This window comes from Mycobacterium sp. IDUB_19 (assembly GCF_055419445.1).
On sequence record NZ_JBVAXR010000001.1, the window covers coordinates 1 to 12,725 of the forward strand.

Here is a 12,725-nt window from a genome sequence, read left to right on the forward strand (position 1 = left end):
TTGCCCACCGCCACAAGTCAGTGGGTATGGTTCGACGATGACGCCGGGCCGCGCAGCGCGAAAGCCACGGCACGTGCCGGAGATCAGGGCTGACGACGCCACGCGTGGGCGCCCGCGCGACATGGCGCGCCGCGCGGCGGTCATCGCCGCCACCCGCGAACTGCTGATCGCCAACGGCTACGACGAAATCACTTTGTCCGGCGTCGCGCGCCATGCCGGGGTGTCGCGGCCTTTCGTCTACGAACACTGGGGCAGCAAGTTCGCGCTGGTTGAGGACGCCATCTTTGCTGCACCCGGCGAACTACCCGCGATCGACGAACTCCCCTTCGCCGAGGCGCTGACCAGCCTGATCACCGGCATGGTGCGCGTGCAGTCGGATCCGGCGTACCTGGCGGGCATGCCGGGTGTGGCGACCGTGCTCTACAGCCGGCCCGACTTGGTCGAACAGGTCGAAGCGCGCTACATGGCACCGATCCGGGCGCGGTGGGTCCGCCTGATCGAACGTGGAAAGGCCGAGGGTCTGGTGCGGCCCGAGGTCGACGGGAGCGCGCTGATGGACACCGTGCGCGGCGCCGTCACGCTGCACACTTCGGTGAACAAGGCGCTCGGCGAGTCCGAACTGATCGCGCATTTGAGGTCATTGATCGTCGATGGGATCGCGGCCAAGGATTAGTTTCTTTACATTGTGTAAGGTAATGGCGCTGTAGGCGGGTGCGGAGGAGGCTTCGGAGACCTTGACCAAGAATTCGCTGCACGCGCTCTTCGACCTCACGGGCCGCAGCGCCATCGTCACCGGCGGCACGCGCGGCATCGGACTGGCCATCGCCGAGGGGTTGGTCGAGTGCGGGGCCAACGTGGCCGTCGCCAGCCGAAAGGCCGATGCGTGCGTCGCGGCGGCCGACAAGCTGCAGGCATTGGGCGGCGGACGGGCCGTCGGCGTCCCCACGCATCTGGGTGACCTGGAGGCGATCGACCGTCTCGTCGACGCCACCGTCGCGGAGTTCGGCGGCATCGACATGGTGGTCAACAACGCCGCCAACGCACTGTCGCTGCCGCTCGGCGAGTTCACTGCCGAAGCGTGGTCGAAGTCGTTCTCGGTCAACCTGCGCGGTCCGGTGTTCCTGATCCAGTCGGCCCTGCCGCACCTTCGTAACAGTGAGCACGCTTCGGTCCTCAACGTCGTCTCCGCCGGCGCCTTCATCTACTCGCCGGCGGTGTCGATGTATTCGGCGGCCAAGGCCGCGATGGTGTCGTTCACGCGCTCCATGGCCGCAGAGTTCGCATCGCAGGGCATCCGCGTCAATGCCCTGGCGCCCGGATCCGTCGATACCGACATGGCCAGGGCCAACCCGCCGGAGTTCCTCGAGGTGATGAAGGCCGCCGCGCTGCTGAAGAGGATCGCGGAACCCGCCGAGATGGTGCCTCCCGCACTGCTGTTGCTCTCCGACGCCGGAAGTTTCATCACCGGGCAGACCATCATCGCCGACGGCGGAATGGTAGCCCGGTAGGAAGGCAGTGATGACCGACTCCGACAGCGCGACGCGCGAAGCCAATAAGCGAACACTTCGTCGGGCGATGGACGGCATCAGTGCGCTCGACCTCGACGCGGTCGTCGGCGAGCTCCACGACGATGTCCGCTTCGAATTGCCTTACGAGGACGCTGTTCCGGATTCCGGCCAGGGCGGCATCCGTGACCTGCTGGGGTCGATGTTCGCGATGTTCGGAAAATTCACCATCACTCTGACCGACGTCTACGACCTGCTTGACCCGAACATTTTGGTGGCGCGATATCGGGGCGACGCGCTGGGGCGGGACAAGCCCGTCGTCTACCAGAACGACTACATCGGTGTGTTCGAGTTTCGCGACGGCAGGATCACGTTGTGGCGCGAGTTCGACAACCCCCTGGTGTCCGCCGCGATGGTCGCGGGATTCGCCGGCGACGCCGGGGCGAGCTCGTGAGCAACGACACGGCGATCACCGTCGAGCGCCTCGACGACGGTGCCATCGCGATCTTGACCATCAACCGTCCGCAGCGCCGAAATGCCTTGGACTCGCAGACTCTTGTCGACATGCATCGCCTGGTGGACGCCCTCAACGGCGATCCCACGCTGCGAGCGATCGTGGTGACGGGCACCGGTGTCTCGTTCTGCGCCGGCGCCGACTTGAAGTCGCAGCCCGGCGATCTCTCCGATAGCGCGGGTGTTCCGTACGCCGAGCTGCGATCCGCGGCGACCTCGACCGTCGCGGTCACGATGGCCGCGCAGGAACTCATGGCCTCGGCTTTCGAGAAGATCCACCGGCTCCGCGTCCCGGTTATCGCTGCGGTCAACGGATTTGCCCTCGGCGGTGGCTTTGCGCTGGCCTTGGCCTGCGACATTCGGTATGCGGCTGAATCGGCGACGTTCGGTGCGGTTTTCATCCGGCACGGCGTATCGGCCTGCGACATGGGCACCAGCTACTTCCTGCCACGCCTGGTCGGAGCCTCGCGGGCCGCCGAATTGATGCTCACCGGAAGGGTTTTCGACGCGGCCGAAGCGCTCGCCATCGGATTGATCCTCGAAGTGGTCGACCCGGCGAGCTTGCTCGATAGCGCTGTCGCCAAAGCCCGCGAGATAGCCCAGAACTCGCCCTTGGCCGTCTGGATGACCAAGGAAACCATGTGGCAGACCATTGACTCGCCGGGCCTGCGTCACGCGCTCGACATCGAGAACCGGACACAGGTGATGTGCACGGGCAACGGGGATCTGGCTAATTCGTTCGCCGCGTTCCGCGAGGACGGGACCGCTCGATGGAACCCGCTGTAAGCGATAGGACATTGACCATGGTGAATTCCCTATGTGAGCGACTCGGCATCGAGTTCCCGCTGTTCGCGTTCTCGCACTGCCGAGACGTGGTCGCAGAGGTCAGCAAGGCCGGTGGATACGGGGTGCTGGGCGCCCTCGCCTATAACGCAGAGCGCCTCGAGGTGGAGCTTTCCTGGATCGACGAACACGTCGGTGGCCGACCGTACGGCGTGGACTTCGCGATGCCGGAGAAGTTCGTCGGCAAGGGCGAGCCTTTCAGTCTCGACGCGCTGCGCGCCCAGATTCCGGCCGGTCACACCGAACACATGGAGCGAGTGCTGACCAGCCACGGCGTACCGCCGCTGCCGGACGACACCGAGCGCCGGGTGATCGCGGCCGGCCTCGGGGTCGAAGCAGAAGGGCCGGGCCAGGTAGCGGTCGCGCTTCGTCATCCGGTATCGATGATCGTCAATGCACTTGGTCCGCCACCGGCATACGCGATCGAGGCCGCGCACGAGAAGGGCGTTCTGGTGGGCGCATTGAGTGGTTCGCCGAGGCACGCCCGGCGCAATGTCGACGCGGGAGTGGATGTGATCATCGCCCAGGGTGGCGAGGCCGGGGGTCACACCGGCGAGATCTCGACCATGGTGCTGGTGCCCGCGGTCGTGGATGAGGTCGGGCCCGACGTTCCCGTGCTGGCCGCCGGGGGCATCGGTAACGGTCGGCAGATGGCGGCGGCGATGGCCCTTGGCGCACAAGGGGCCTGGACCGGGTCGTTGTGGCTGACGGTCGCCGAGGCGGCCACGGAACCCTGGGTCGTCGACAACCTGCTGAAGGCCGGGTACAGCGACACGGTGCGCTCCCGCGCGATGACCGGCAAGCCGGCCCGTCAGATCCGCACCGACTGGACCGACGCCTGGGACGGCCCCGGAAATCCCGCCCCGCTGCCAATGCCCTTGCAAGGCATCGTGTATGCCGATGCCTCGGCACGGTTCATGCGAGCGCGGTCTGCCGCGCTGGCGGGCTCTCCGGCGGGACAGATCATCGGGTCGATCAACAAGGTGCGGCGATCGCGGGAGGTGGTCCTCGACATCGTCGAGGAGTGGCTGGCCACCGTGCGGCGACTGGCGGAAGACAGCTGAGGAGGAATCGCTGTGGTCACAACCAACAACGACGTCCGGGACATCGACACCGGCGTACCCATGACGCGCTTTGCCCGCGGCTGGCATTGCATAGGCTTGGCCGAAAACTTCCGTGACGGAAGTCCGCACGCGATCAACGCATTTGGTTCTCGCCTCGTGGTGTTCGCCGACTCGCAGGGCGAGCTGCACATCCTTGACGCGTATTGCCGCCACATGGGTGGTGACCTGTCCCAAGGGACCATCAAGGGCGATTCGCTGGCGTGCCCGTTCCACGACTGGCGCTGGCAGGGCTCGACCGGTCGTTGTTCACTGGTGCCCTACGCCAAGCGCACGCCCCGATCGGCACGTACGCGGCGTTGGCCGACCGGGGAGGTCAATGGCCAACTGCTGGTCTGGCACGACCCCGAGGGGTCGACGCCCCCGGCCGAGCTCCTTCCGCCGACGATCGACGGATACGCCGAAGGACAGTGGTCGCCGTGGTCGTGGAACTCGATTGTCATCGAGGGATCGCACTGCCGGGAGATCGTCGACAACAACGTCGACATGGCCCACTTCTTCTACATCCACCACGCCTACCCGACGTTCTTCAAGAACATCATCGAGGGCCACACGGCGACCCAGCTCATGGAGTCGAAGGCTCGTCCCGATACCACGAAGAACTACGACAATCTCTGGGAGGGGACGAAACTTCGTTCCGAGGCAACGTATTTCGGTCCCGCCTACATGATCAACTGGCTGCACAACGACGTGGCGCCGGACTTCACGATCGAAGTGGCGCTGATCAACTGCCACTACCCGGTCACCCACGACTCGTTCGTGCTGCAGTGGGGCGTGGCGGTCCAGGAACTCCCCGGCCTACCGGCGGCCAAGGCGACCAAGCTCGCCGCCGCCATGAGCCGATCGTTCGGCGAGGGTTTCCTCGAAGACGTCGAGATCTGGAAGCACAAGACGCGCATCGAGAACCCGCTGCTCACCGAGGAGGACGGCGCGGTCTATCAGCACCGGCGCTGGTACGAGCAGTTCTACGTCGACGCCGGCGACGTCACCGCGGAGATGACGGACCGCTTCGAAATCGAGGTAGACACCAACCACGCCAACAAGTTCTGGCAGCACGAGGTCGCGCAGAACCTGGCGGCGACGGTGAATTCGGGCTAACCCAGCCCGCCGGTAAGCCCTCGAGCCGCCTGGGCTTCGCCTTCCCGGTAGGGCCTGCCATCGGGCATCAGAAGGTCGTGGAACCAAACTTTCGGCGGCGCCGTGTACGGGTGATTCCATGAGTCCCAAGGAAAGTAGGTCTGGGTCTTCCCGGCCACCAGACCCCAGTTGATGGCACCAACGTTGTGGCGCTTGGCAATTGGCAGGATCCCCTCGATGGTGCTGCCCTGGGACCGAGCCATGTATTCGGTGCAGATGATCGGCCGCCCCATCGGCGCCAGTTCACTGATCTTCGACTCGAACTCGGCCGGTTTGCCGTAGTTGTGGAAGGTGATCACGTCCGCATTGTCGAGCTGAATGGCGCTGATTGGGCTGCGACTTCCCGGGTCTCCCCAGGATCCTTGCCACACACCGCTCGTCAATGGCTGAGCGGGATCAACTGAGCGTGCCCACCGGAACACCTGGGGAAGCAGGTCGGCGACGCGCTGCAGTTTGTCTGAGCGCTCGACCTTGCGATATTCCTTTGCGGGATTGTCGGGTTCGTTCCACAGGTCCCAACCCAAAACCCGGTCGTCGTTGCGGAACTGGCTCAAGACTCCGGTGACGTAATCCTGCATGACCGGGACGTAGCGGGGGTCGCCGAGGCGTTCGGCACCCGGACTCTGCACCCAGCCGGAGTTGTGCACCCCCGGTACCGGCGCGTGCTGCGGGCCGGACTTGGGGAACGGATCCCAACAGGAGTCGAACAATACGAACAGCGGCTTGATGCCATGGCGCGACGCGATGCCGACGAACTGGGCGAGACGGCTTTGGAAGCCCTGACGATCGGCGGCCCACAACTGGTCATGGAGGAAGACTCGCATGGTGTTGAAGCCGAGTAACCGGGCCGCACCCAACTCGCCGTCGATGCGTTGGGGGTCATAGGTTCCCGGCTGAAACATCTCCAGCTGATTGATGGCGGTCGACGGGATGTAGTTCGCGCCGACAAGCCAGCCCTGCGCGCGATACCAGGCGTTGGCACGGTCGGACGACCACCGGCCAGCCTCGGCAGAGGCGCGCGGCGCTTGAGCCAGAGCCGCGCCCGCTGCCAGCATCAGTGGCAGCTTCATGGCCGTTCGGCGGTTCACGAAGTGACACTAATTTTCCCTTGTCCTACAGGAGGTTCGACGCGCCGATTGCAATCATCTGAGGTTGGGAATTGTGACCTGATCGTGATCCGGCGCTAGCGAAGCTTGCGGCCGTAATTGTCTTTCACGCTGCCGCTGAACATCATGACGGCGTCGACGATGGCCCAGACGATGCTGCCGAGTAGGACCGGCAACCCGACTAGGCAGAACACGCTGAAGACGAGTCCGAACAGGCCTAGCAATAGCTGCGCAATCGCGATCTGGGTCGAGTCGATGTAGAAGCGACCGACGCCGAACACCCCGAGGAATATCTGCAACAGACCCGCCGTGGTGGCGGACTTTTCGGACAGGGGCACACCCGTGGCGGGATCGCGGCCGAACGGCGCTTGGGGGTCACCCGGGATTCCGGGATAGCCGGCGTAACCGGGATACGGCGGCGGCGTTGGATAGCCGGGTTGCAGTGGTGGTGGATAGCCGGGCTGCGGCGGGTACCCCGGGTACCCCGACGGCGGTGGCATCGGGGGGCGTTGGGGCGGGAAGTAGCCGGGCGGCTGCCAACCCTCAGGCGGCGGGAATCCGGGCGGGTTCGGCGTCGACATAGGCATGACTTAACTCCTCCGTCGCGGGGGAGTCCATCCGGTCGGGACGTCGCGTGTCCGTCGCCAGCGAAATCTTCGCATAGTGCAACCTTTATAGACACAAACAATTGCATACTGCTACTATCGCACTCAACACAGATTCGCTGACGTCAGGAGTACGCCGATGCAGTCGATGTCCTTCGACCCGGCCGTGGCCGGCGTCGGCGTCGACGTCGTCGGCGGCGCGATGCAGGCCGTTGCGGCCGGTGCGGCGGCAACGCCGTCGGTGACCGCGCCAATTCCCGCCGGCGCCGATGAGGTCTCGGGTCAGGCGGCAACGGCGTTTGCGGCAGAGGCCACCCAGTTGCTTGGTTTCCTCGATGCGGCGCATGCGGAACTGGTGCGTACGGGCACCGCGCTTGTCGACATTGCCCGGGTGTATTCGGAGACCGACGCCGCCGCGGCCGGCAGGTTGCAGGGGATCCGTCCGCCGGTCGCATACCGGCTCGCCGGGTAGGCGCACGGCGGGGTAATTCGCGCGGCGCAAACCGCGATATGTCTTCTAACTTCCCGCCCGACGGCGCGATACTAACGAGATGTCCGATCGCAACGTGCTCGGCGGCTCGCTGCAGCCGTGCGGCAACGAGCCTCTCACCGGTTACTACCGCGACGGCTGTTGCTCGAGTGGGCCCGAGGATGTCGGCCGCCACACGATCTGTGCCGTGATGACCGCCGAGTTTCTCGAGCACCAGCGTTCGATCGGCAACGATTTGTTGACGCCGGTTCCCGAGTACCGGTTTCCTGGCCTGCTACCCGGCGACCGCTGGTGCGTCACCGCCCTGAATTGGCTTCGGGCTCATCGCGACGGTCGTGCCGCCCCGGTGGTGTTGGCCTCCACCCACGAACGCACCCTCGAGGTCGTGCCGCTCGAAGCGCTGCTGGAACACCAAGTCGACGTTCCCGACGACCTGGCTAACTTGTAGGCCTCGCGATCTGCGGTTCGATCCTTCGTGCCGCGGCGCAGACCTGCTCGCTCATTCGCAGGACGTCGCACGCGGGGAGGTCGGTGAACGGCGCGACGCTGATCGACATCGCGACAACCCCGTCCTCGTCGAAGATCGGGGCGGAAATGGTGGCGATATTGAGCTTGCCGTCCGCGGCGAGTTCGGCGTCCAAGACGTCGATCACGGTCAGATCGGCGAACGCTCGGGCGAGCCGCGCGGTGATCGCGTCGGGCTCTCCGTCTCCGCGTAGCGCGCGCAGCGCCGTGTACACCTGGAGGTATTCGCGGCTGAGTCGTTCGACGGTGTATCCGCGTACTCGAATCTCGCTGAGCACCGCGGTGATTCGCCGGGATAGCGCGGTCGACGGCTTGCCGATGCCGTCCAGCCAGGCACGCTGCGCGGCAGCGGGGCTCCCGGCAATGTAGTCGCGGCCGAACGGTGCGACCAATGGCATGCGCAATCCACGGTCGATCCGCATCCCGGACGTGGATTCACCGGCACTGTCCACCACGACGATGGCATTGCCCTCGCGACACGCCAGAAACGCTTGTGCCGCTGTGGATTCGGCGAGCTGCTGCAGAATGCCGTGGAAGACCCGGTCGTCGGCGGGCTTCGCCAGTGCCGCGATGCCAGGTCCCCAGGAGTAGGCGGCGGTGGCGATGTCCCGCACCACCCAGTGGTGAGTGGCCAGCGTCGTCAGGATTGCGTGGCCGGTGGCCCGGCTGATGCCGAGCTCGCGGGTGATCTCGGCGAGGGAGAACGCCCGCGTGGGTTGGGATCCGAGCAGCTGCATGACCGCGACCACCCGCTCGGTCGGTGGGGAAGTGGGTTGACGAGGCGTCTGCACCGCGTCTACCGTCCGTACCATATTTCGAATGATACGTCGAATATTCGACACCTGGTCGAGGAGGCGGTCGCATGGGCGCTGCGGGCCCCGACATCGCTGACATCGATTTCGACGATCTCACCTCGCCGCAGCTGACCGATGTCCAGCGTCAAATACTGGAATTCACCGAGGCCAAACAGGTCGACTTCGACATCGACCGGATGCTCGCGGAGGCCGTCGAGCAAGCGTGTGCCGACGACCTGGACGACGCGGACGGCTTCGGGGACCGCCTCACCGCGCACGTCGCCGCGATCGAAGCCGACAACGGCCTGCGGCAGCTCAGCCGCTCGACGTTGCGGCAGCGAGTGGTTCGCCTGCTGCGAAACCGGTTGTCGCTGACCGAGCTCGTCAAGCGCTACCCCGAGATCGAGTCGATCCCGATCGAGAAGCCCATCGTCGTTGTCGGAATGCCGCGATCCGGCACCACCCATCTGGTGAATCTTATTGCGGCCGACCCACGCCGCCGTGCGCTGCCGTATTGGGAGAGTCAGGAGCCGATCCCAGCGCGCGGTGATGGCCCCGACATCTTCGGGGTTGACCCTCGCTATGCGCGCGCCAAGTCCGAATACGACGCGCTGATGGCCAGCGCGCCGGTAGTCGCCGCCATGCACGACCGGTTCCCCGAGGCGATCGAGGAAGAGGTCGAACTCCTTGATCTCGATCTGGCCGGCTACGTCCTGGAATGGCATGCCCGCGTGCCGGATTGGCGCGACTATTACCTCGCCCTCGACCAAACGCGGCACTACGCGTATCTGAAGAAGGTCTTGCGGGCGCTGACCTTTCTGCGCGGCCCGCAGACCTGGATCCTCAAGAGTCCCCAGCATTGTGAGCAACTCGGCCCTTTGATGGCGACCTTTCCCGACGCGACGGTGGCCTTCACCCATCGCGATCCCGTCGCGGTGGTGCAGTCGGCGATCACGATGATGGCCTACTCCGATCGGCTACGCCGGACGAGCATCGATCCGCAGTGGCTGTTGGACTACTGGACCGATCGGGTGCACCGGTTGCTCAGCGCATGTGTCCGCGATCGTGAGCTGGTGCCCGCCGAACGGAGCATTGACATCAACTTCCACCAGCTCAACGGCAACGAAATACCGCTGCTCGAACAGCTTTACCGGCGCGGCGGGGTCGAATTGACACCGAAGGTGCGTAAGCGGTTCCAGCAGTACCTGGACGGCAATCCGCGCGGCAAGCATGGCCGCATCCGCTACGACCTGCAAAGGCATTTCGGCGTCTCGGCCGATGAACTGCGCGGGCGGTTCGACTTCTACTTCGACCGGTTCGACGTTCGCCCCGAATGAGGAGCATCGATGGGTAGCCAAGACTTTGAGCCGGTCTATCGCAGCAGGCCGGGCGCCGATGGTCTGCGGCCGGCGGCTGCCGAGCGGGCCGAGCAGATCGCGCCTGGACTGTGGTGCTCGCCAGGCCTGTCGAATGCGTACCTGCTGACCACCGACGACGGCCGGGTGATCGTCAATACCGGGATGGGCTTCGAGGGCCCGGTGCATCGCGCCAACTTCGACGCCGTTGACCCCTCGCCGGTGCGCTACATCATCTTCACCCAGGGACACGTGGACCATGTCGGCGGCCTGGACAGCGTCCGCGACCCTGACACAACCGTTGTGGCCCAGGCGAACTGGACGCTTTGGCGAGACGACAACGAACGGCTGATCCCGTACCGCGCCAGCCGCAGCGCCTTCGCCTTCAAGGCCACCCTGGCGACGGGAATCCAGGCCATTCAAGACCGTCTCGGCACCACGCGGCTGCCCGCCCAGAGCGTCCCGACCGTCGACCTCGACTTCGAAGACACGCTCACCCTCGACGTCGGCGGCCGACGACTGGAACTGATCTCAGTCCCGGGCGGTGAGACAACCGACTCGTTGGTGATATGGCTGCCCGACGAACGAATCTGCCTGTGTGGAAATACTTTTGGCCCGATATTCGGGCACATTCCCAACCTTGTCACGATGCGCGGCGACCGCTACCGTGACGCCCTGACCGCGATCTCATCGGTCGAACGGGTGCGCGACCTGCAGCCGGAACTCTTGGTGACGGGTCATTTCGAACCGATCGCGGGGCAGAAGCGCATCCATGCCGAGCTCACCCGGCTGCGCAACGCCGTCGAGTACATTCACGACCAGACCGTGGCCGGGATGAACGCCGGAAAAGATGTTCAGACCCTGATGAGTGAGATCGTCTTGCCCGCGGAATACGAAGTGGGCGAGGGCTATGGGAAGGTCTCCTGGGATGTGCGGGCGGTGTGGGAGAACTACTCGGGCTGGTTTCACCACCGGTCGACCACCGAGCTCTATCCCATCGGCTTCGACGCCGTCGGCACGGACGTGGTGGAACTGGCTGGAGCCGATGCGCTCGAGGGCAGGGCAAGAGCGCACCTCGCCGAGAACCGTCCACTGCACGCCATCCACCTTGCCGAGCTCGTCGCCGCCGCGCAGCCGGACCATCCGGGGGCACGCGAAGTGCTCAGGGAAGCGCACAAAAGCCTGCTGGACGGTACCACCAACTTTTGGGAAAGAGCTTGGCTCTCAAGACAAATTGCGACTAACTCGTGACGGCGCGGTAAGGACATCACTATGGCATTCGCACTGCAACCCAAGGACTTTTATCACACCGGCATCGTGGTGCCCGACCTCGACGCCGCGATGGCCCGGCTCAGCGCATTGGCCGGCTACCGGTGGATCACCCCGCTGAGCTACACGTTGCCCTTCCGCACCACCGAAGGGGTTCGCGACCTGACCTCGACGATCGTCTATTCCGTGCAGAGCCCGTACATCGAACTGGTCCAAGAGGTGCCGGGCACGCCCTGGACACCCGCACCGGGCAACTCCGTCCACCATGTCGGCTACTTCACCGACAACCTCGTCGACACCGCACGTGCGTTGGAGAACCACGGTTTCAGCTTCGAAATGACCGGAGCAATACCGGACTCGGAGTTTGGGATGTTCGCCTACTACGTCGACGCGTTCGGCACCCGCATCGAGATTGTCGACCGCGCGCTGTTCCCCGACTTCGCCGCGTTCGTTGAGTCCATGGCCGCGCCGGGCCCCGACGGAGCCTGACATGGCACTGACGGTGCTGCGCTTCAACTTCGCCTCGCCGCATGGCGAACCCCGCACGCAGAGCAAACTCTTGTCCGCCGCCCTCGAATTGGCGCAATGGGGTGAGTCCCATGGCATCACGTCGGTCAGCGTCGACGAGCACCACGCCACCGGCCACGGCTGGAGCTGCAACCCGATCATGGCCGCGGCGATGTTCCTGGCACGCACCTCCACCATGATCGCCAGCGTGGACTGCGCGCTGGGGCCGCTATGGAATCCGGTCCGGCTCGCCGAAGACATTGCGCTGGTGGACAACATGAGTCGCGGACGGCTGCACACCACGGTGGGTCTGGGCTACCGAACCGTCGAATACGATTCGCTCGGCCTGGATTTCGGCCGGCGTGGCACGCTGATGGACAGCCTGGTGGAGCGGATGCTGTCGGTTTGGTCCGGCGCCGAGGCGGACGCGGGAATTTGTACCGGTACCTGGAGCCGGCCGCATCCGCCGCTGTACGTCGGTGGCGGTGCGCGCGCCACCGCTCGCCGCGCGGCCCGGTTCCGGCTGCCGCTCAGCCTGGCCGACCATCTGCCCGACATCGCCGCCTACTACCGCGAACTGTGTTCTGCTGCGGCCATCAAGCCCCTGATCCTGATGCCCGGGCCAGTCAATCGCGGAATGATCTATCTGCACGAGGATCCCGACCGGGCCTGGGCCGAACTCGGGGAGTACATCCTTTGGGAAGCAGTCACCTACGGTGAATGGTCAACCGACCAACGATCCCTGATGCACTTGCCCGGCGTTCAAACGCTGGACGAGGTCAGAGCATCGGGGCGCTACCGGTTCCTGACTCCCGATGAGCTCATCGCCGAAATCCGGGACAGCGACGATTTCGGGCCGCTGGTGCTGCACCCACTGGTCGGCGGCATGCCCGTCGACGAAGCGTGGAAATCGGTCCAGCTGCTGACCGACACCGTGCTGCCCGCGCTCAGCTGA

The 12,725-nt window shown here is 65.2% G+C and carries 15 protein-coding genes; 12 read left to right on the forward strand and 3 right to left on the reverse strand.

What is annotated here, in order from left to right; translation table 11 throughout:
• The 6 genes from ACZY0B_RS00005 to ACZY0B_RS00030 form a co-directional block, all read left to right on the forward strand.
• Window positions 1-673 (forward strand): TetR/AcrR family transcriptional regulator (locus ACZY0B_RS00005; protein ID WP_463761887.1); only part of this gene is annotated, 673 nt, incomplete at its 5' end.
• Between the two features lie 61 nt (window positions 674-734).
• On the forward strand, window positions 735-1,508 hold the full coding sequence (locus ACZY0B_RS00010; protein ID WP_463761888.1) for an SDR family NAD(P)-dependent oxidoreductase: 774 nt from the start codon (window positions 735-737) through the stop codon (window positions 1,506-1,508).
• Between the two features lie 10 nt (window positions 1,509-1,518).
• A complete protein-coding gene (locus ACZY0B_RS00015; RefSeq protein WP_463761889.1) occupies window positions 1,519-1,959 on the forward strand; it encodes a nuclear transport factor 2 family protein in 441 nt (146 codons plus the stop codon).
• A complete protein-coding gene (locus ACZY0B_RS00020; RefSeq protein ID WP_463761890.1) occupies window positions 1,956-2,804 on the forward strand; it encodes an enoyl-CoA hydratase/isomerase family protein in 849 nt (282 codons plus the stop codon). The genes ACZY0B_RS00015 and ACZY0B_RS00020 overlap by 4 nt, the downstream gene beginning before the upstream one ends.
• Window positions 2,805-2,821: 17 nt before the next feature.
• Window positions 2,822-3,925: a nitronate monooxygenase gene (locus ACZY0B_RS00025; protein ID WP_463761891.1), complete on the forward strand. Its 1,104-nt coding sequence runs from the start codon at window positions 2,822-2,824 to the stop codon at window positions 3,923-3,925.
• 60 nt (window positions 3,926-3,985) lie between these two features.
• Window positions 3,986-5,080 carry a Rieske 2Fe-2S domain-containing protein gene (locus tag ACZY0B_RS00030; RefSeq protein WP_463762352.1) on the forward strand — a complete coding sequence of 365 codons (1,095 nt, stop codon included), beginning with the start codon at window positions 3,986-3,988 and terminating at the stop codon, window positions 5,078-5,080.
• Here the strand turns inward: ACZY0B_RS00030 and ACZY0B_RS00035 are convergent.
• A complete protein-coding gene (locus tag ACZY0B_RS00035; RefSeq protein WP_463761892.1) occupies window positions 5,077-6,207 on the reverse strand; it encodes a cellulase family glycosylhydrolase in 1,131 nt (376 codons plus the stop codon). The genes ACZY0B_RS00030 and ACZY0B_RS00035 overlap by 4 nt on opposite strands.
• 95 nt (window positions 6,208-6,302) lie before the next feature.
• Entirely contained in the window at window positions 6,303-6,806 is a 504-nt protein-coding gene (locus ACZY0B_RS00040) for a TM2 domain-containing protein (RefSeq protein ID WP_463762353.1), read from the reverse strand.
• Between the two features lie 163 nt (window positions 6,807-6,969).
• Between ACZY0B_RS00040 and ACZY0B_RS00045 the strand changes: the two genes are divergently transcribed.
• Entirely contained in the window at window positions 6,970-7,302 is a 333-nt protein-coding gene (locus ACZY0B_RS00045) for a PE domain-containing protein (RefSeq protein WP_463761893.1), read from the forward strand.
• A gap of 79 nt (window positions 7,303-7,381) precedes the next feature.
• Window positions 7,382-7,768, forward strand: a complete 387-nt coding sequence (locus tag ACZY0B_RS00050) for a DUF2237 family protein (protein WP_463761894.1) — start codon at window positions 7,382-7,384, stop codon at window positions 7,766-7,768.
• Here ACZY0B_RS00050 and ACZY0B_RS00055 read toward each other — a convergent pair.
• Complete coding sequence (locus ACZY0B_RS00055; RefSeq protein WP_463761895.1) at window positions 7,758-8,657, reverse strand: helix-turn-helix domain-containing protein; 900 nt, start codon at window positions 8,655-8,657, stop codon at window positions 7,758-7,760. The two genes, ACZY0B_RS00050 and ACZY0B_RS00055, sit on opposite strands and share 11 nt — an antisense overlap.
• A 50-nt stretch (window positions 8,658-8,707) precedes the next feature.
• On the opposite strand from ACZY0B_RS00055, the gene ACZY0B_RS00060 reads away from it, so the two are divergent.
• Genes ACZY0B_RS00060 through ACZY0B_RS00075 form a run of 4 tightly spaced genes read left to right on the forward strand, consistent with a single transcriptional unit; the run spans window position 8,708 to window position 12,725 of the window.
• Window positions 8,708-9,976 carry a sulfotransferase family protein gene (locus ACZY0B_RS00060; RefSeq protein WP_463761896.1) on the forward strand — a complete coding sequence of 423 codons (1,269 nt, stop codon included), beginning with the start codon at window positions 8,708-8,710 and terminating at the stop codon, window positions 9,974-9,976.
• 9 nt (window positions 9,977-9,985) lie between these two features.
• Entirely contained in the window at window positions 9,986-11,245 is a 1,260-nt protein-coding gene (locus ACZY0B_RS00065; protein WP_463761897.1) for an MBL fold metallo-hydrolase, read from the forward strand.
• Window positions 11,246-11,266: 21 nt separating this feature from the next.
• A complete protein-coding gene (locus ACZY0B_RS00070; RefSeq protein WP_463761898.1) occupies window positions 11,267-11,752 on the forward strand; it encodes a VOC family protein in 486 nt (161 codons plus the stop codon).
• 1 nt (window position 11,753) lies between these two features.
• Window positions 11,754-12,725 (forward strand): LLM class flavin-dependent oxidoreductase, encoded by a 972-nt coding sequence (locus tag ACZY0B_RS00075; protein ID WP_463761899.1) that lies wholly within the window; start codon window positions 11,754-11,756, stop codon window positions 12,723-12,725.